This window comes from Streptomyces sp. HP-A2021, from assembly GCF_022807935.1.
Classification (GTDB): domain Bacteria; phylum Actinomycetota; class Actinomycetes; order Streptomycetales; family Streptomycetaceae; genus Streptomyces; species Streptomyces afghaniensis.
Window position 1 is genome coordinate 3,054,484 of sequence record NZ_CP094344.1, and the last position, 18,830, is coordinate 3,073,313.

Sequence of the window (18,830 nt, forward strand, 5' to 3'; positions counted from 1 at the left end):
CTACGCTCCGTGACGATCAATAGATATATGAGTACCCACCGCGCCCGAAGGATTGCGGACGGTACTCGAGTTCGGATCAGCCGGCGGATGCACCCGTCGTAAGGATCACGTTGCGCAGCGGCTCCCGGTTCACATAACGGTTCAACTGGTCCACCAGGAGCCGCTTGGCGCGCGGCAGGAACGCGGAGGTGGGACCGCCGACGTGCGGGCTGATGAGTACCCCCGGCGCACGCCACAGGGGATGTTCGCGCGGCAGGGGCTCGGGGTCGGTGACGTCGAGGGCGGCGGTGATGCGGCCGCCCTCCAGCTCGGCGAGCAGCGCCTTGGTGTCGACGACGGGGCCGCGGGCGACGTTGACGAGGAGCGCCCCGTCCTTCATGCGGGACAGGAAGTCGGCCCCGGCCAGGCCACGGGTGGTTTCGGTGAGCGGCGTGGACAGGATGACGACGTCCGCTTCCGGGAGCAGCGCGGGGAGTTCGGTGAGCGGATGCACCGGCCCGCGCGCCGTGGTGCGCTTGGAGCGCGCGACGCGCGCCACCCGCGCCACCTCGAACGGAACGAGCCGGTCCTCGATGGCCTCGCCGATCGATCCGTATCCGACGATGAGGACGTTCTTGTCGGCGAGCGCGGGCCGGAACCCGGCGAGCCACTCCCCGCGGTCCTGCGCGCGGACGAAGTCGGGGACACCGCGCAGCGAGGCCAGGATCAGCGCGAGGGTGAGCTCTCCGGTGCTGGCCTCGTGCACTCCGCGCGCGTTGCACAGCCGCACCCCCGGAGGCAGGTGCCGCAGCCCCGGCTCCACGTGGTCGATCCCGGCCGAGAGGGTCTGCACGACCTGTACGTGGCTCATCTCCGGCATCGGACGCACGCACAGCGGGCTGGGCTTCATGTAGGGGACGACGTAGAAGGCGCAGTCGGCCGGGTCCGCGGGGAAGTCCTCCTCGCCGTTCCAGAAGCGGTAGGCGAGGCCCTCGGGGAGGCCCTCGATCTCGTCCGGCGGGATGGGCAGCCACACGTCAGCAGTCATGCTCAGGAGGCTATGTCAGGAGGGTGCGACGCCAGAGGTTAGGTTGGGGTGGCCGGAACAGGGAGGGTCACGACCAGGTGGAGCGCAGGACGATCGGCGCGGCGGCGCTCGCGGTGGGGGCCGTCGGACTCGGGTGCATGCCGATGAGCTGGGCGTACAGCGCGTCGCGGCAGCGGGGGGACGAGTCGCTCAGGGCGGTGCACCGGGCGCTCGACCTGGGTTCGTCCCTGCTGGACACGGCCGACATGTACGGCCCCTTCACCAACGAACTGCTGGTGGGGCGGGCGTTGAAGGAGCGGCGGCCGGACGCGTTCGTGTCGACGAAGGTCGGTCTGCTCGTCGGTGACCAGCACATCGTCGCCAACGGCCGCCCCGGGTATGTGAAACGGGCCTGCGACGCGTCGCTGCGGCGCCTCCAGACGGACGTCATAGACCTCTACCAGCTGCACCGGGCCGACCCGGAAGTGCCCGTCGAGGAGACGTGGGGCGCGATGGCGGAGCTCGTCCGGGCCGGGAAGGTAAGGGCGTTGGGCCTGTGCGCGGTGGGCGCGCGGGCCGGCCGCCGCTCCGGGGCCCGGCTGCACGACGCGACGATACGGCAGCTGGAGCGGGTGCAGCAGGTGTTCCCCGTGAGCGCGGTGGAGGCCGAGCTGTCGGTGTGGTCGCCGGAGGCTCTGGAGACGCTGCTGCCGTGGTGCGAGACGCGGGGCATCGGGTTCCTGGCGGCGATGCCGCTCGGCAACGGCTTCCTGACCGGCCGGCTGCGGCCCGGCGCGGGCTTCGAGGCGGACGATCTCCGGGCCCGCCACCCCCGCTTCACGGCCGAGATGATGGCCGCGAACCAACCGATCGTCGCGGGCCTGCGCCGGGTGGCCCGCCGCCACGGCGAGCACGTCACCGCCGCCCAGGTCGCCCTCGCCTGGGTCCTCGCCCAGGGCCGGCACGTGGTCCCGGTCCCCGGCACGAAGCAGGAGCGCTGGGTCACGGAGAACGCCGCCGCTTCGGCCCTGCGCCTGACGACGGAGGATCTGCGCGAGGTGGCGGAACTGCCGCCGGCACAGGGGTCCTGGGACTGAGCCCCGTCCCGCGCAGGGGGCGTTTCGGGCAAACCCCGTGTTCGCGGTCCCGGGTTCCGTGATCGGGAACTTGGGAGGCGCCCGCGGTGTATGACAGGGAGAAGACCTGCCCCGTCGAAGGGACCATGATCGTGCAACGTCGAGCCGTGCCGACCGTGTTGGCCGCCGCCGCGCTCCTGCTGACGGCCGGCTGTTCCTCCGACGGCGGAGGATCATCCGGCACCGACGGGAGCGCCTCCCCGAGCCGTAGCGCACCCGGGTCTTCCGCACCCGCGGGGCGGGCCGCGGAGGAGACACCGCCCGCCGAGGGCTCGGTGAAGGTGGTGCGTACCGTCGCCGAGGGCCTGGACTCCCCCTGGGGCCTCGCCCCGCTGCCCGGCGGCGGTCTGCTCGTCTCCTCCCGGGACGACGGGACGATCGTCCGGGTCGACGAGAAGACCGGCAAGAAGACCGAGCTGGGCGAGGTGCCGGGCGTATCGGCCGCCGGCGAGGGCGGCCTGCTCGGCATCGCCCTGTCCCCCGAGTACGCCTCGGACCACATGGTCTACGCGTACTTCACCTCGGCCTCCGACAACCGCATCGTCCGCATGCTCTACGACGAGAAGAAGCCCTCCGGCGAGCAGCTCGGCGCTCCCGACACGGTCTTCAGGGGCATCCCCAAGGGCTTCATCCACAACGGCGGCCGGATCGAGTTCGGCCCGGACAAGATGCTGTACGTCGGCACGGGCGAGAGCGGTGACACGGGCCTGTCCCAGGACAAGGACTCCGTGGGCGGCAAGATCCTTCGGCTGACCCCGGAGGGCGAGCCGGCGCCGGGCAACCCGTTCGGGGACTCGCCGGTGTACTCGTACGGCCACCGCAATGTGCAGGGCCTGGCCTGGGACGCCAAGCAGCGGCTGTTCGCCTCGGAGTTCGGCCAGGACACCTGGGACGAGCTCAACGCGATCAAGCCCGGCGACAACTACGGCTGGCCGGAGGCCGAGGGCACATCCGGCGACTCCGGGTTCCACAACCCGGTCGACCAGTGGACCACGGCCGAGGCCTCGCCCAGCGGCATCGCCTACGCCGAGGGTTCGGTCTGGATGGCGGGCCTGCGCGGCAAGCGGCTGTGGCGCATCCCGCTGAACGGCACCGCGGCCTCGGCCGAACCGCAGGCGTTCCTCGAGGAAGAGTACGGCCGCCTGCGCACGGTGGTCCCGGCGGGCGGCGACCGGCTGTGGCTGGTGACCAGCAACACGGACGGCCGGGGCAGCCCGAAGGACGGGGACGACCGGATCCTCGAACTGCGGGTGAGCTAGTGCGGGATCCGTCCTCGGGGTCAGTCCTCTGAGTCTTCGGCCTCCGGCTCCTGAGGCGGGCGTACGACGACCTTCCCGGACGACAGGTCTATCGGCCCGCGTCCGGGATCGCCGTCCCCGGTGTCCTGACGGGTCAGCTCCAAGCGGTTCTGTTCGTCACGGGTGTGCTTGCGGCCTGGTGAGAACAGTTCCTCGAACATGTTGAACACGGAGCCTCCCAGGGCCGCGACTCCCCCGACGTCCTTTACAGCGTATACCTCAGCCTGCCGGGCCGGGGATGACGGATTCGGCCGGGAACAGCCCCAGCCGGTGGGCCACCGCCGCCGCCTCGCCGCGCCCTGAGACGCCGAGCTTCGCCAGGATGTTGGAGACGTGGACGCTGGCGGTCTTCGGGGAGATGAACAGCTCCTCGGCTATCCGGCGGTTGGTGTGACCGGCGGTGACCAGGCGCAGCACGTCCCGTTCCCTGCTGGTCAGGCCGAGGGCCTCGGCGGGATCCGCGGGGGCGATGGCCGGGTCCGTGGCGGGCGTGAGCGGCAGGCGGGCGCGCTGGGCGAGCGCGGTGGCGGCGTCGGCGAGCGGCCGGGCCCCGAGGTGGCGGGCTGCGGCATGGGCGAGGCGGAGCAGTTCCGTGGCGCGGTCGCGCTCGTCGGCCTCGCCGCCGTCCGCCAGCAGCGACTCGGCCAGGCGGTACCGGACGCGGGCGAGGTCGTAGGGGCGCTCCAGGGCTTCGAAGGCGCTGACCACCTCCGACCAGATCTCCGGGGCGCTCCGGCTTCCGGTGCCGTGGAACGCGGCGCGGTGGAGTTCGGCGCGGACCCACTTCTCGTGGGCGAGCCAGACGGGGGCGTTCGTGGTGAGGCGTCTGACGGCCTCGAAGATGCTCTCCAGGGTCTCCTCCCGGCCGTTCCGAGCGGTCGGCAGCGCCCGGGTGTCGGCCTCGGCCGTGGCGGCTTCGAGCAGCAGGGGCCAGGCGTAGCGCTGGGTGCCGGGCGGGAAACCGGACTCCAGGGCGCGGGCCAGTTCGGCGCGGGCGTCGGCCAGGCGGCCCTCGGCGACGGCGACCTGGAGGGTGAGGCAGGCGATCGGGAGGTCGTGCTGCGGCATGGGGTCGTGCGGGCCGTAGGAGGCGCGGCTCTCGGCGAGATGGCGAGCCGCCTCGGGCACCCGGCCGCGGGCCAGCGCGAGGAACGCCAGGCTGTTGGCGCCCGAGCCGTACGGCGCGGCCGTCTGCCCGCGCCGCTGGGCGCTGACGGCCGCCTCGGCCGCCTCGTCCCAGCGGCCGAGGGAGATGAGCGACTCGGCGAGGTTGCCCCAGACCCAGCCCTCGGCCTCCCGCAGGCCCATCCTGCCGGTGAGGCGCAGGCCCTCGTGCAGGACGTCCACGGACTCCTCGGAGCGCCCGATGCCCTCCAGGGCGGAGGGCAGGTTCACATGGCTGCGGCCCACGACCCCGGCGAGTCCCCGGGCCACGACCTCGTCCCTGACCTCGTACATGTGGGCCAGACCGGCCTCGATCTGCCCGGCGTCGATCATGAGCCCGCCGAGGGTCAGCCGGGCGTTGGACTCGATGTCGTCGGCGCCCACCATGCGCGCGTACTCCACCGCACGCTCGGCGGCCGTCAGGGCCTCCGGGCCCGGCTGGCGGAGCATCGACCAGTGGGCGACCGTGGCGAGCACTTCGGCGTGCACCTCGGACGGCGGCAAGCCACGGACCAGGTCCTGCGCGGTGGCGATCTCCTTCCAGCCGTCGCCGCGGGCGAGCCGCTGCACCAGCCGGGAGCGCTGGATCCAGAACCAGGCGGCGCGCAGGGGGTCGTCCTCCTCGTCCAGCTGGCGCAGCGCCCGCTTGGTGATCTTCAGTGCGCTCTCGCGCTCGCCGCAGAGCCGTCCGGCGACGGCCGCCTCGGCCAGCAGGTCGAGGTGGCTCAGCGCGGGGGCCTCCGGACCGCCGCAGGCCGGATAGACCTCGGCGTAGTCGACGGGGCGCAGGGTCCGGCGTACGGCTTCGGGGGCGGTGTCCCACAGTTCCATCGCCCGTTCCAGCAGCCGCAGTTGCTCGGCGTAAGCGTGGCGGTGGCGGGCCTCGACGGCGGCGTCGAGGACGGCGGGCAGGGCCTTGGCCGCGTCGTGGGCGTGGTACCAGTAACTGGCCAGGCGCGTCGCGTGCTGGTCGGCCGGGACGAGGGTCGGGTCGGCCTCCAGGGCTTCGGCGTAGCGGCGGTTGAGGCGGGAGCGCTCGCCGGGGAGCAGGTCGTCGCTGACGGCCTCGCGGACGAGGGAGTGGCGGAAGCGGTAGCCGTCGCCGCCGGGCGCGGGGGTGAGGATGCTGGCGTTCACGGCGGCCCGCAGCGCCTCGATGAGGTCGTCCTCGGCGAGCCGGGCGACGGCGGCCAGCAGCCGGTACTCGACGGTGGAGCCGCCCTCGGCGACGATCCGGGCGACCTGCTGGGCGGTCTCGGGCAGCCCCTCCACCCGGACGAGCAGCAGATCGCGCAGGGAGTCGGTCAGGCCCGTGCGGCAGCCCTCGTGGGCGGCGACGGCGAGTTCCTCTACGAAGAAGGCGTTGCCGTCGGAGCGTTCGAAGATCGCGTCGATCTGGTCCGGGTCGGGTTCCTGGGCGAGAATGCCGGCGACCTGGCGGCACACTTCCTCGCGGGTGAAGCGGGCGAGGTCGATGCGGCGGATGGTGCGGAGGCGGTCGAGTTCGGCGAGCAGGGGCCTGAGCGGGTGGCGTCGGTGGATGTCGTCGGAGCGGTAGGTGGCGAGGACGACGAGGCGGCCGGTGCGCAGGGTGCGGAAGAGGTAGGCGAGCAGGTGCCGGGTGGAGGCGTCGGCCCAGTGCAGGTCCTCCAGGGCGAGGACGACGGTGTGCTCGGCGGTGACGCGTTCCAGCAGGCGTGCGGTGAGTTCGAAGAGGCGGGCCATGCCGTCCTCGTCGTGCCGGGCCGCCTCGCGGGCCGCGGCCGTGCCGATCTCGGGGAGCAGCCGGGCCAGCTCCTCCTCCTGCCCGGCGGCCGCGGCGGCGAACTGCCCGGGCAGCTCGCGGCGCAGGGCGCGCAGGGCGGTGGAGAACGGCGCGAACGGCAGCCCGTCGGCGCCGATCTCGACGCAGCCGCCGAGCGCGACGACCGCGCCCCGCCTGCGGGCCGCGGCGGCGAACTCCTCGACGAGGCGGGTCTTGCCGACTCCGGCCTCGCCGCCGATGAGCAACGCCTGGGGGTCGCCCGCGGCGGCACCGGCGAGCACCTCGCCGAGCAAGCCCAACTCGGCTGCCCGGCCGACGAACACGGGGCTGACGGACCTGGTCTCCACGGACCTGAGCATCGCATGCGGGCCCGCCGACCCGGCACCGGTTTTGCCACGCCGGACCCCGGGACCGGCCGTCGTCCCCACCCGGACCCCGGGACCGGCGCTCGTCCCGGGCGGACCGGCCGTCGTCCCCGTCCGGACGACCCCGGCGCCGGCAGGTGCATCCCTGCGGAGTGCCGCCGCATCAGCAGCCCCATACGTACGAGCGGCGGCCACCGGAGCGGCGGCCGCCTCTGTGCGGGTGATCGCGGAGGCGGCCGGTCCCGTCCGGATGCCCCCGGGACCAGCCGCCGCCCCCACCCGGACGCCTCCGGAACCGGCAGCCGCCTCCCCGCGGACCGCCGCCACATCAGCAGCCCCATCCGCACGAGCGGCGGCCACCGGAGCGGCGGCCGCCTCCCCGTGGGTGGGCGCGGAGGCGGCCGGTTCCGCCCCCGTGTTCACGCGGTCCGGGCGGACCGTGGCCGGCGGATGCGGCGGCTATGGCTCTCGTGCTCGGCGGAGCCTTCCGCGGCTTCGCGGCGGGCGGCGCGGCGGGCCCGGGCGGCCTCGCGGACCTGGCGCTCGTGGTCGGCGCGGCGGATGAGGTCGGCGGCGCGCAGCTGCTGGAACTCGTACTCGTACATGGCGTGTCCTTGGTGAGAGTCGGGTGCGTGGGCTTCGCTTTCTGCGATGCCTCCACCTTCGTCTCCCAGGCGGCGCTGCCACATCGGGAGAGTTCCGCATCTTCCGGGGGCGGGCGGGGCCTTAGACACGGTTGAGGGGCCTCAGGGCCTCCGTAAGGTGCTCACGGATGCCCTAAGACCCCTCAGGACCTGCGGTGACTCAGGCCGCCGACGGCAGTCCGAGCAGGATGCCGGTGTACTTGAGGACGGCCAGGAACAGGCCGATCACGCCGAGCGCGACACCCGCCCAGGCGACCGACTTGATCCAGGGGGCCTGGATCCTGCCGGGGGTGCCGAAGGCCGGCCGGGCCAGCACGAAGACGCCGGCGATCAGCGCCGTCACCGCGAACAGGCCGCCCCACAGGGCGGTGGTCTGCCAGGCGTCGCCGTAGACCGCCTGGATCTGCTTGGCCACACCCGCGTTCTGCGCGGTCTCCAGCTGACCGACGAGGTTCTGCCGTGCGGCAGCCACCGTGCCGATCCAGCTGCCGGTGAGCGAGACGACGCCCAGCGCGGCGGAGACCACGGCGGCAGCGCCCTGGCCGACGCCGGAGGCACCCTCCTCCTTGGTCTCGGCGGCCTCGGCCGGGACCTCGGTCCGGGTCACCTCGTCGGACTTGGTGGTGTCCACCGCCTTCTCGTCGGTCGTGGCCTCGGTGGCCTCGGTCTCGTCCACTGCGTTCGTTGCCATGTGTCGCACCGTAGGGTCGCTGTCTGAGAAGTCTCTTAATGATCGTCGTGAGCGGCACGCACGCGTGCGGCGCGCCACTCGGGTGCCAGCACCGACCAGACTTCGAGATCGTGCCGTACGCCACCATAGGGGTGCGCCTCGCGTCGCACACCGTCACGGGTCATGCCGAGGCGCCGGGCCACGTTCAGGCTCGGCTGATTGCCCGAGGCGGCGACCCACTCGATCCGGTGAATGCCGCGCTCTTCGACCGCCCAGTCGATCAGGACGCGCATCGCCCGCGTGACCAGTCCGCGCCCGGTCCCTGCGGGCTCCAGCCAGCAGCCGACCTCGCAGTTGCCGCTCGCGGCGTCGAAGTTCAGGAACAGCACTCCGCCCACGAGCTTGCCGTTCAGCCACAGTCCGTGCAGCGAGCGGGTGTCGGCGGCGCGCATGTCGGCGTACCGCTGGAGCATGGCCCGCGCGGACTCCACGTCCGTCTCCTGCGACCCGAAGTTGATGAACCGCCCGATGAAGTCCCTGCCCCGCTCCAGGTGCGCGAAGAACTCCTCCGCGTGCCAGGGCTCCAGGGGGCGCAGTTCGGCGCCGTCGTCACCCAGGGATATCGCGTACATCCCGCTGCCGCTCCTCCTCCGCCAGGACGTCCGCCACCTCGGCGTCCGTCGCGGCGGCCAGCCTCTCATGCGCGGCACGGCACTCGGGCGGTTCGATGCTGATCCGCGGCAGGCGCTTGCCGAGCCAGCGGGGCAGCCACCAGTTGGCGCCGCCGAGCAGGTGCATCAGGGCGGGGACGAGGAGCGTGCGCAGGACGAAGGCGTCCAGGGCGACGGCGGCGGCCAGGGCGATGCCGAACATGGCGATCACGCGGTCGCCGCTGAGCACGAAGGCGAGGAAGACGGAGATCATGATGACCGCCGCCGAGTTGATCACCCGGCTGGTCTCGGCGAGGCCGACCCGGACGGCCCGCCGGTTGTCGCCGGTCTCCAGCCACTCCTCGTACATCCGGCTCACCAGGAAGACCTGGTAGTCCATGGACAGGCCGAAGAGCACCGACACCATGATCACGGGCAGGAAGGGCTCGATGGGCCCGGCGCTGCCGAGGCCGAGCAGTTCGCTGCCCCAGCCCCACTGGAACATCGCGGTGACCACTCCGAAGGCGGAGGCCACGGCGGCGACGTTCATCGCGGCGGCCTTCAGCGGGATGCCGATCGACCGGAAGGCGAGCAGGAGCAGCAGACAGCCCAGGCCGATCACGACCCCGACGAAGACGGGCAGCTTGGCGACGATGATGTCGGCGAAGTCGTCGTAGCCGGCCGTCATGCCGCCGACCTGCGTGTCGAGCGAGGTACCCGCCTCGGCCCGGGGCAGCACCTCCTCGCGCAGCCGGTCGACGAGGTCGCTGGTCTGCTTCGACTGCGGCGAGGACTCGGGGACGACGGTGAGGTACGCGGTGTCGCCGCCGGAGCCGAAGGTCACCGGCGTCACCGAGGCGACGCCCTCGGTGGTCCGGAGCGTGGCGTCGAGGTTGTCCAGGGCGAGCTTCTCGTCGGCTCCGTCGACCTTCGTGACGAGGGTGAGCGGGCCGTTGACGCCGGGGCCGAAGCCGTCGGCGAGGAGGTCGTAGGCCTTGCGGGTGGTGGCTGTCTTCGGGTCGTTGCCCTGGTCGGAGGTGCCCAGGTGCAGGGAGAACGTGGGCAGCGCGAGGACGGCCATGACCACCAGGGCGACCGCGCCGAGCACCTTGGGGTGGCGCTCGACGAACGCCGACCAGCGGGCGGCGAAGCCGGTGGGCAGTTCGGGTTCGGGCCCGTGCTCCGCCAGGCGGCGGCGCTCGCGGCGGCTGAGTGCCCGCATACCGATGAGGGACAGCAGGGCGGGCAGCAGCGTCACGGAGGCCGCGACGGTGAGGATCACGGTCAGGCTGGCGGCGATGGCGACGCCGTTGAGGAAGCTCAGCCGCAGGATCAGCATGCCCAGCAGGGCGATGCAAACGGTGGCACCCGCGAAGACGACCGCCCGTCCCGTGGTCGCTACGGCGTTGGTGGCCGCCTCGGTGACGGACAGCCCGCGTTTCAGCCCGCGCCGGTGTCTCGTCACGATGAACAGCGCGTAGTCGATGCCGACGCCGAGCCCGATCAGCATGCCGAGCATGGGGGCGAAGTCGGCGACGGTCATCACGTGCCCGAGCAGCACGATCCCGGCGTAGGCGGTGCCGACGCCGACCAGGGCGGTGGCGATGGGCAGCAGTGAGGCGGCCAGCGAGCCGAAGGCGAGGAACAGCACGACCGCGGCGACGACCACCCCGACGACCTCGGCGACGTGCCCGCCGGAGGACTCGGTGAGCGCGACGGCGCTGCCGCCCAGCTCCACCTGGAGCCCGTCGGTCTGAGCGCTCTTCGCGGTGTCGACGACGGCCTGCGCCTCGGACCGGCTGACGTCCTGCGCCTGGTCGTCGAAGGTGACCGTGGCGTACGCCGTACGGCCGTCCTCGCTGACGCGTCCCGCGCCCGGCCCGTCGTAGGGGCTGGTCACGGAGGCCACGCCGGGCAGGTTCTCGACGCGTTCCAGGGCGCGGGTCATCGTCTGCTCGACGTCGGCGGCGCGGACGCTGCCGGACGTGGTGTGCCAGACGACGGTGTCGCTGTCGCCGCCGAGCCGCGGGAAGCCCTCGTGCAGCAGCTGGGTGGCGCGGCCCGACTCGGTGCCGGGGACCTGGTAGTCGTTCGAGTACGCGGAGCCGGCGACGGCGGCGCCCGTGGCCACCCCCGCGAAGGCGAGGAGCCACAGCAGAACGGTGACCAGACGGCGTTGGACACACCAGCGTGCGAGGGCTGCCACGAAACGTGCTCCCAGGTGACTTTTTTTGGATCTTTGACCGGGAACAGTCGTCCATGAACTGAACAGCCCGCAAAGAACGCATGAGCAATGCGGAATCACTCTTACAGGCGTGCGAGATCATTTGTCGGTTTCGTGGGCTTATTCACAGCGGGCGGGATCAGTCGAACTGGTCCCCCAGCGCCATCACCATCACGCCGGCGATCAGCAGCCACAGAGCCCGCCGGGTGCGTCCGCGGGCGCCCAGTACGGCGGCGCCCGCGCAGACGGCCGCGCCGCCGGCGTACGCCGCCGGGACGAGTGCCGGTGCGGAGCGGGTGAGGCGGAGCAGCGCCGCGGACAGCCCTGCCAGGGTCAGCGCGGCGCCCGTACCCGCCGCCGTCCAGCGGGCCCGCCGCGCACCCTCCGCCGGATCGTCGTCGTCCGGCTCGTCGTCCAGTTCCTCGTCCGGCTCGGCCGGCTCGTCATCCGGCTCGCCCGGCATGGCATCGGGCTCGTCCGGCACGGCATCGGGCTCGGTGTCCTGCGCGGTGGCTGCCTCCGGGTCCGTTATCTCAGGATCGGTGTCGGAATCAGCGCGTCCACTCATGGCCGAGACGGTAGCGCGTCCGGCGCGAAAACCGGATGCGGGGCCGACGGGCCGGCTGTTAGCGTCCGCGGGTCCGAGGAACGCCCGCGGCACCTCGCCGCCCGGCCGAAGCAGGTGCATTGTTTGACGGTCCGACCGAGCTCCGACGCATCCCTGTTCTCTTCCATGGACTCAAGGAGCCCGTTCACCGATGTCCGACATCACTTCCAGGACCTCGAACGACCATCTCACTGACCGTCTGACCCACCCCCGCTATCCCCGCAGCAACGCCTACGACGTCCGCTGGACCATCGAGAACCAGATGGGCCCGAACGCGCTGTGGCTGCTGGAGTGGCTGGCCCCGGCGCTGGGCGTGGAGCAGCTGCGTCCCGGCGCGCGCGTGCTCGACCTGGGCTGCGGACGCGCCATGACGTCCGTATTCCTCGCGAAGGAGTACGACGTCCAGGTAGTCGCCGCCGACTTGTGGATCAAGCCCGACGAGAACGCGGCGCGTATCGCCGAGGCGGGCGTGGCCGATCGCGTTCTGCCCGTGTTCGCCGAGGCGCACGACCTGCCGTTCGGCGAGGGCAGCTTCGACGCGATCGTCTCTGTCGACGCGTACCAGTACTTCGGCACCAACGACCTGTATCTGCCCGAGCTGACCCGGCTGCTGAAGCCCGGCGGGCGGATCGGCGTCGTCGTACCGGCGCTGCGGGAGGAGATCGACGACCACGAGCCGCCGCCGCACCTGAAGGAGTACTGGCAGAAAGACCCGGGTTTCTGGGCCTTCCACACCCCCGCCTGGTGGCGGCGGCAGTGGACGCGCACCGGGGCCGTGGAGGTCGAGACGGCCGAGTGGCTGGAGGACGGCTGGCGCGACTGGCTCCTGTGGAGCGAGGTGTGCGCCGAAGAGAGCCCGAGCGAGTTCATGGCGGACATGGCTCGCTGGTCGGTGGAGCTGATGCACGCCGACGTGGAGCACGTCCTCGGTTTCGCACGCGTCGTGGGACGCCGCCTCTGATGTGACACACCTGGGCGGATGCATCGGTCCCGATGCATCCGCCCAGGGCTGCGCAGAACGCCGGGCTCAGCCCTCGCTGACGCCCAGCTTCTGAAGGATCAGCTCCTTGACGCGGGCCGCGTCGGCCTGGCCCCGGGTCGCCTTCATGACCGCGCCGACCAGCGCGCCGGCCGCGGCCACCTTGCCGCCGCGGATCTTGTCCGCGATGGCCGGGTTGCCGGCGATGGCCTCGTCGACGGCGGCGGTGAGCGCGCCCTCGTCGGAGACGACCTTCAGACCGCGCTTGTCGACGACCTCGTCCGGGGTGCCTTCGCCCGCGAGGACGCCTTCGATGACCTGACGGGCCAGCTTGTCGTTCAGGTCACCCTTCGCCACCAGCTCGGTGACGCGGGCGACCTGCTGCGGCGTGATGGCCAGCTCGTCGAGCGCCTTGCCCGACTCGTTGGCGCTGCGGGCCAGCTCGCCCATCCACCACTTGCGGGCGGAGGCGGCGTCGGCCCCGGCCTCGATGGTGGCGACGATGGGCTCCAGCGCACCGGCGTTGAGGATCGCCTGCATGTCGGTGGCCGAGACGCCCCACTCCTCGCGAAGCCGGTTGCGGCGGACCAGCGGCAGCTCGGGCAGCGCGGCCCGCAGCTCCTCGACCCACTCGCGGGACGGGGCCACCGGGACGAGGTCGGGCTCCGGGAAGTACCGGTAGTCCTCGGCCTCCTCCTTCACCCGGCCCGAGGTCGTCGACCCCGTGTCCTCGTGGAAGTGCCGGGTCTCCTGGATGATCGTCCCGCCGCTGCTCAGCACGGCCGCGTGCCGCTGGATCTCGAAGCGGGCCGCGCGCTCCACGGACCGCAGCGAGTTGACGTTCTTCGTCTCCGAACGCGTGCCGAACTTCTCGGTGCCGTTCGGGCGCAGCGACAGGTTCACGTCGCAGCGCATCTGGCCCATCTCCATACGGGCCTCGGAGACGCCGAGCGCCTTGATGACCTCGCGCAGCTCACGGACGTAGGCCTTCGCCACCTCGGGAGCGCGCTCGCCCGCTCCCTCGATCGGCTTGGTGACGATCTCGATGAGCGGGATGCCGGCGCGGTTGTAGTCCAGGAGCGAGTGCGAGGCGCCGTGGATACGGCCCGTCGCACCGCCCACGTGCGTGGACTTGCCGGTGTCCTCCTCCATGTGGGCGCGCTCGATCTCCACGCGGAAGGTCTCGCCGTCCTCCAGCTGCACGTCGAGGTAGCCGTTGAAGGCGATCGGCTCGTCGTACTGGGAGGTCTGGAAGTTCTTCGGCATGTCCGGATAGAAGTAGTTCTTCCGGGCGAAGCGGCACCACTCGGCGATCTCGCAGTTCAGCGCGAGGCCGATCTTGATCGCGGACTCGACGCCGGTCGCGTTGACGACCGGGAGCGCGCCGGGCAGGCCGAGGCACACGGGGCAGGTCTGCGCGTTGGCGTCCTGGCCGAGGGCGGTCGAGCAACCGCAGAACATCTTGGTCTTGGTGCCGAGTTCGACATGGACCTCGAGGCCCATGACGGGGTCGTACGACGCGAGTGCTTCCTCGTACGACACCAGGTCGGTCGTGGTGGTCACGGTGAAACTTCCCTCTCAGCCCAGCAGGACGTCGTCGTCGCCCAGCCGCTTCAGCTCGCGGTACAGGATCGCGAGGCCGGTGACGATGGCGACGGCGGACACGGTGGCGTCGATCAGGACCAGGGTGTCCTTGTCGGCGCGGGCCTTCTTCAGCCGCTTGGCGACGCCGATCGCGCCGAACGCGGTCCCGGCCATGGACAGGTACGTGCCGGACCTGGACTTCTTGAAGCCCTTGGCCTTGGTCAGTGCACTCACAGCGACGGAGCCTCCTCGATCAGCGGGTGGCCCCACTTTTCCACGAAGGCGGCCTCGACGGCGGCGCCGACCTTGTAAAGACGGTCGTCCTTCATGACCGGGGCGATGATCTGCAGTCCGACCGGGAGGTTGTCCTCCGGGGCGAGACCGCACGGCAGCGACATGGCCGCGTTGCCCGCCAGGTTGGTCGGGATGGTGCACAGGTCGGCGAGGTACATCGCCATCGGGTCGTCGGCGCGCTCGCCGATCGCGAAGGCGGTGGTCGGGGTCGTCGGGGAGACGATCACGTCGACCTGCTCGAACGCCTTGTCGAAGTCCTGCTTGATGAGCGTGCGGACCTTCTGGGCGCTGCCGTAGTACGCGTCGTAGTAGCCGGAGCTCAGCGCGTACGTGCCGAGCATGATGCGGCGCTTGACCTCGGGGCCGAAGCCGGCCTCGCGGGTCAGGGAGGTGACCTCCTCGGCGGAGTGCGTGCCGTCGTCGCCGGTGCGCAGGCCGTAGCGCAGGCCGTCGAAGCGGGCGAGGTTGGAGGAGCACTCGGACGGCGCGATCAGGTAGTACGCCGACAGCGCCAGGTCGAAGGACGGGCAGTCCAGCTCGACGATCTCGGCGCCCAGGTCCTTCAGCAGCGCGACCGACTCGTCGAACCGCTGGATGACACCGGCCTGGTAGCCCTCGCCGCGGAACTGCTTGACGACGCCGACGCGCATGCCCTCCACGCTGCCGTTGCGGGCGGCCTCGACGACCGGCGGGACCGGGGCGTCGATCGAGGTGGAGTCCAGCGGGTCGTGGCCGGCGATCACCTCGTGCAGCAGGGCCGCGTCCAGGACCGTGCGGGCGCAGGGGCCGCCCTGGTCGAGGGAGGAGGAGAAGGCGACCATGCCGTACCGCGACACGCCGCCGTACGTCGGCTTCACGCCGACCGTGCCGGTGACGGCGGCGGGCTGGCGGATGGAGCCGCCGGTGTCGGTGCCGATGGCGAGCGGGGCCTGGAAGGAGGCGAGCGCTGCGGACGAACCGCCGCCGGAGCCGCCGGGGATCTTGGTCAGGTCCCACGGGTTGCCGGTCGGCCCGTAGGCGCTGTTCTCGGTGGAGGAGCCCATGGCGAACTCGTCCATGTTGGTCTTGCCGAGGATGACCACGTCGGCGGCCTTGAGCCGCTTCGTGACGGTCGCGTCGTACGGCGGGATCCAGCCTTCGAGGATCTTCGAACCGACGGTGGTCGGGATCCCCTCGGTGGTGAAGATGTCCTTGAGCGCCAGGGGAACGCCGGCCAGCGGACCGAGCTTCTCCCCCTTGGCACGCTTCTCGTCGACGGCACGGGCCTGGGCGAGCGCGCCCTCGCGGTCGACGTGCAGGAAGGCGTGCACCTTCTCGTCGACGGCCTCGATCCGGGCGAGGTGGGCCTCGGTGACCTCGACGGCCGTGAGCTCGCCGGAGGCGATCTTGGCGGCGGTCTCGGCGGCCGTGAGCTTGATGATGGGGCTGTCCGTCATGGCGGGTTACTCCTCCCCCAGGATCTGCGGCACCTTGAAACGCTGCTGCTCCTGGGCCGGGGCTCCGGAGAGCGCCTGCTCGGGGGTGAGCGAGGGACGGACCTCGTCCGGGCGCATGACGTTCGTCAGCGGGAGCGGGTGCGAGGTCGGCGGTACGTCTTGGTCGGCGACCTCGCTGACGCGGGCCACCGCGCCGATGATGTCGTCCAGCTGTCCCGCGAAGTGGTCGAGCTCTTCGGGCTTCAGCTCCAGACGCGCCAGCCGGGCGAGGTGGGCGACCTCCTCGCGCGTGATGCCAGGCATGCAGCGATCCTCTGGGGTGAGTGTCGTGTGGTTCGGGCCTAGGGCCTGGCGTCACATTCCCGTCGTCCGCCCGGAGGGCGGGCCGTGCGGCGTCTCGCGCGTGCGATCGCAAGGCGCCGGAGCGTCCTCGTGGCACAGCCACGTGGGCGATTCGGCAACACGGCGAGCGTGCGTGCCAGGCGTCGCACGGCAGGCGGGAATGTGGCGCCAGGCCCTAATCCTATGGGGCGGGCAGGCGTGACCGTGAAACGGTTTGCCCGGCCCCGGCAGCCGGGCCCGTCCGGAGTCTCCCAGGACCGGCGACCGAACCGGTCCGGGCCGGGGCCTCAGGCGATGCGGCCCGAGTCGTCCGCCGTGGCCGCCGGGAGGGCGGCCCGGGGGCGCTGCCAGCCGCGGGAGCCGCGGGCGCGGAGCCAGGCCGTGGTCTCCTCGGGGGGCATCGCGGCGGCGACCAGCCAGCCCTGGACGGCGTCGCAGCCGAGGTCGCGCAGGCGCTCCCAGGTCTCGTCGTCCTCGACGCCCTCGGCGACGACGAGCAGGCCGAGGGAGTGCGCGAGGTCGACCGTGCAGCGCACGATCTCCGCGTCCTCGGTGTCGACGGCGAGCCGGGCGACGAACGAGCGGTCGATCTTCAGCTCGCTGACCGGGAGCTTGCGCAGGTGCACCAGCGAGGAGTAGCCCGTGCCGAAGTCGTCCAGGGACATCTTCACGCCGTGGCCGGTCAGCCCGTTGAGGGTGTCGGCGGCGCGCTGCGGGTCCTCCAGGAGGACGTGTTCCGTTATCTCCAGTTGGAGCGCTCCCGCCGGGACGCCGTGCCGGGCCAGCCGGGCGGCGACCGAGCCGGCGAAGCCGGGGGTGTGCACGTCACGCGGAGAGACGTTGACCGCGACCGGGACGAACAGTCCCTGGGCCCGCCACCGCGCGACCTGGCCGAGCGCGGTCTCCAGGACGTACTCGGTGAGGTGGGGCATCAGGCCCGAGGACTCGGCGATCGCTATGAACTCGTCCGGCGGGACCTTGCCCCGCTCGGGGTGCACCCAGCGGACCAGGGCCTCCAGACCCGCGACCTGTCCGTCGAAGCGGACCTTGGGCTGGTAGTGCAGCTCGACCTCGTGGGCGTCCAGCGCCCTGCGGAGGTCTCCCAGCAGACCGAGCCGGTCCGGGGTGTTCGAGTCGCGCTTGGACTCGTAGACCTCCACGCCCGTACGGTCCCGCTTCGCCTGGTACATCGCCACGTCCGCCCGTCGCAGCAGCCCCTCGGCGTCCAGCGCGTGGTCGGGGAAGACGGCGACCCCGGCGCTGGCCTCCAGGACGAGGGTGAGGCCGTCGAGGTCGAGGGGTGAGCTGAGCGCGGCGACCAGGTTGCGGGCGACCCGGGTCGCGGACGTCGTGGAGTCGGCGACCGGCAGTAAGACGGCGAACTCGTCCCCGCCGAGCCGCGCGGCCTCCGCCCCGCGCGGCAGCGCCACCCGCAGCCGGTCGGCGATCTGGAGGAGCAGCCGGTCACCGGCCAGATGACCGAGCGTGTCGTTGACGGACCGGAAACGGTCGAGGTCGATCAGCATGAGGGCGGCGCGCGCGTCGATCCGCTCGGCGTCGTCGAGTGCGGTCCAGATGCGCTCCAGCAGCCACTGACGGTTGGGCAGCCCGGTCAGCGGGTCGCGCAGCTGCTCCTCGGCGCGGGCCCGGGCTATCCAGAGGGTGGAGTCCAGGGCGATGAGGGGGATGGAGAACAGCGGCAGCAGGATCGGCTTGGCCATGGCCACCACGCAGACCAGCGGCGCGATCCCCAGCAGCGCGACGGCGACCAGCCCCTGTCTGACCAGGGCCGTGCGGGCGACGGTGGGCAGGCCGGGGCGCGGGGCGTGCAGGTACCAGAGCAGGACGCGGGTGATCGCCAGGTAGGAGACGGCGACCAGGACGACCTCGGGCGCCGTGTAGAGAGTCCAGCTGTCCGGATCCGAGGGGGACTCGACGGACGGTACGGACCCGAAGACGCCCAGCACCAGTGCGCCGGCGCCGATGCCGAGGAGGTCGACCGCCCCGTGCAGGATGCCCTGGCGCCAGCGGTTGCGGCGGGCTATGCCGACCAGCACGACGACCGTGAGGCTGACCATGCCGGCCGGCAGCCAGCCGTACAGCAGCAGCACGGCGAGCGTGAGGGCGGCGCCCGAGCCGGTGCCGCCCCACCAGCGGGAGCGGCCCAGCATGACGAGGTGGCCGACGATGATGCCGGTCAGCACGGCCAGCGCCCAGCCGGCCGTGCCGGACGGGAAGAGCGCGTGGCCGCCGGTGAAGGCGCGGTAGAAGCCGGCGCCCAGGACGAACCCGGCCGCCGCGACGACGGCCGCGGGCAGCGCGGGCCAGGACAGGTGCCGTTCGGGGTCCGCGTCCGCGCCGGTCAGGCCGGATGTGTGCTCGGTGACCGGCTGTGCGCCGCCGCGGCCGTCCGCCGCGGCGCGCCCCCCGGGGGTGCGCCCGTCCGCGGTGTACTGTCCGACGGCGCGCACTTTCGCGCCCGGACGCCCCGCCGGCCGGCCCGTCCCACGGACTGCACGCCAGACGACCGCCATGCGGCGCAGGCGCAGCCGTGAGCCCGGCACGGCGCTCTCGGTCGGTTCCATTCCCGTCCCTCTCACAGCCGGCGGTGCCCACGCCCCGCGGCCCGGTGCCCGACAACCCTTGGGCGGCCCGCGTTGGAAAAA

The 18,830-nt window shown here is 72.2% G+C and carries 16 protein-coding genes; 3 read left to right on the plus strand and 13 right to left on the minus strand.

Annotated features, from left to right (window positions below; all coding sequences use genetic code 11):
- Window positions 1–76: 76 nt before the first annotated feature.
- Window positions 77–1,027, minus strand: a complete 951-nt coding sequence (locus tag MQE23_RS13725) for a 2-hydroxyacid dehydrogenase (protein WP_037668114.1) — start codon at window positions 1,025–1,027, stop codon at window positions 77–79.
- A 77-nt stretch (window positions 1,028–1,104) separates the two neighbouring features.
- On the opposite strand from MQE23_RS13725, the gene MQE23_RS13730 reads away from it, so the two are divergent.
- The gene (locus MQE23_RS13730; protein WP_020271503.1) at window positions 1,105–2,103 is read left to right on the plus strand and encodes an aldo/keto reductase; all 999 of its coding nucleotides are present in this window, start codon (window positions 1,105–1,107) and stop codon (window positions 2,101–2,103) included.
- A 125-nt stretch (window positions 2,104–2,228) separates the two neighbouring features.
- A complete protein-coding gene (locus MQE23_RS13735; protein WP_243379290.1) occupies window positions 2,229–3,401 on the plus strand; it encodes a PQQ-dependent sugar dehydrogenase in 1,173 nt (390 codons plus the stop codon).
- A 20-nt stretch (window positions 3,402–3,421) separates the two neighbouring features.
- Here the strand turns inward: MQE23_RS13735 and MQE23_RS13740 are convergent, their stop codons facing one another.
- The 7 genes from MQE23_RS13740 to MQE23_RS13770 form a co-directional block, all read right to left on the minus strand.
- Window positions 3,422–3,610 carry a DUF6191 domain-containing protein gene (locus tag MQE23_RS13740; RefSeq protein WP_020271505.1) on the minus strand — a complete coding sequence of 63 codons (189 nt, stop codon included), beginning with the start codon at window positions 3,608–3,610 and terminating at the stop codon, window positions 3,422–3,424.
- A 49-nt stretch (window positions 3,611–3,659) separates the two neighbouring features.
- Complete coding sequence (locus MQE23_RS13745) at window positions 3,660–6,728, minus strand: helix-turn-helix transcriptional regulator (RefSeq protein WP_243379291.1); 3,069 nt, start codon at window positions 6,726–6,728, stop codon at window positions 3,660–3,662.
- 425 nt (window positions 6,729–7,153) lie between these two features.
- A complete protein-coding gene (locus MQE23_RS13750; protein WP_020269516.1) occupies window positions 7,154–7,339 on the minus strand; it encodes a hypothetical protein in 186 nt (61 codons plus the stop codon).
- A gap of 199 nt (window positions 7,340–7,538) precedes the next feature.
- Window positions 7,539–8,069: a hypothetical protein gene (locus MQE23_RS13755; protein WP_037666718.1), complete on the minus strand. Its 531-nt coding sequence runs from the start codon at window positions 8,067–8,069 to the stop codon at window positions 7,539–7,541.
- 35 nt (window positions 8,070–8,104) lie between these two features.
- Entirely contained in the window at window positions 8,105–8,680 is a 576-nt protein-coding gene (locus MQE23_RS13760; RefSeq protein WP_020269518.1) for a GNAT family protein, read from the minus strand.
- Complete coding sequence (locus MQE23_RS13765; RefSeq protein ID WP_243379292.1) at window positions 8,658–10,904, minus strand: MMPL family transporter; 2,247 nt, start codon at window positions 10,902–10,904, stop codon at window positions 8,658–8,660. Before MQE23_RS13765 ends, MQE23_RS13760 begins: the two co-directional genes overlap by 23 nt.
- 157 nt (window positions 10,905–11,061) lie before the next feature.
- On the minus strand, window positions 11,062–11,490 hold the full coding sequence (locus MQE23_RS13770; protein ID WP_020269521.1) for a hypothetical protein: 429 nt from the start codon (window positions 11,488–11,490) through the stop codon (window positions 11,062–11,064).
- A gap of 190 nt (window positions 11,491–11,680) precedes the next feature.
- Here MQE23_RS13770 and MQE23_RS13775 point away from each other — a divergent pair, with 190 nt between their 5' ends.
- Entirely contained in the window at window positions 11,681–12,490 is an 810-nt protein-coding gene (locus MQE23_RS13775) for a methyltransferase domain-containing protein (RefSeq protein WP_020269522.1), read from the plus strand.
- A 66-nt stretch (window positions 12,491–12,556) separates the two neighbouring features.
- Here the strand turns inward: MQE23_RS13775 and gatB are convergent, their stop codons facing one another.
- The 5 genes from gatB to MQE23_RS13800 all read right to left on the minus strand — a co-directional run bounded on the left by gatB (window position 12,557) and on the right by MQE23_RS13800 (window position 18,749).
- The gene (gatB, locus tag MQE23_RS13780) at window positions 12,557–14,071 is read right to left on the minus strand and encodes an Asp-tRNA(Asn)/Glu-tRNA(Gln) amidotransferase subunit GatB (protein ID WP_020269523.1); all 1,515 of its coding nucleotides are present in this window, start codon (window positions 14,069–14,071) and stop codon (window positions 12,557–12,559) included.
- 15 nt (window positions 14,072–14,086) lie between these two features.
- Complete coding sequence (locus MQE23_RS13785) at window positions 14,087–14,326, minus strand: hypothetical protein (protein WP_020269524.1); 240 nt, start codon at window positions 14,324–14,326, stop codon at window positions 14,087–14,089.
- Window positions 14,323–15,822, minus strand: coding sequence for an Asp-tRNA(Asn)/Glu-tRNA(Gln) amidotransferase subunit GatA (gene gatA / locus MQE23_RS13790; RefSeq protein WP_243379293.1), 1,500 nt, complete (start codon window positions 15,820–15,822; stop codon window positions 14,323–14,325). Before gatA ends, MQE23_RS13785 begins: the two co-directional genes overlap by 4 nt.
- Before the next feature lie 6 nt (window positions 15,823–15,828).
- On the minus strand, window positions 15,829–16,125 hold the full coding sequence (gene gatC / locus MQE23_RS13795; protein ID WP_004925108.1) for an Asp-tRNA(Asn)/Glu-tRNA(Gln) amidotransferase subunit GatC: 297 nt from the start codon (window positions 16,123–16,125) through the stop codon (window positions 15,829–15,831).
- 326 nt (window positions 16,126–16,451) lie between these two features.
- Window positions 16,452–18,749: a bifunctional diguanylate cyclase/phosphodiesterase gene (locus tag MQE23_RS13800; protein WP_243379294.1), complete on the minus strand. Its 2,298-nt coding sequence runs from the start codon at window positions 18,747–18,749 to the stop codon at window positions 16,452–16,454.
- Window positions 18,750–18,830 lie beyond the last annotated feature (81 nt).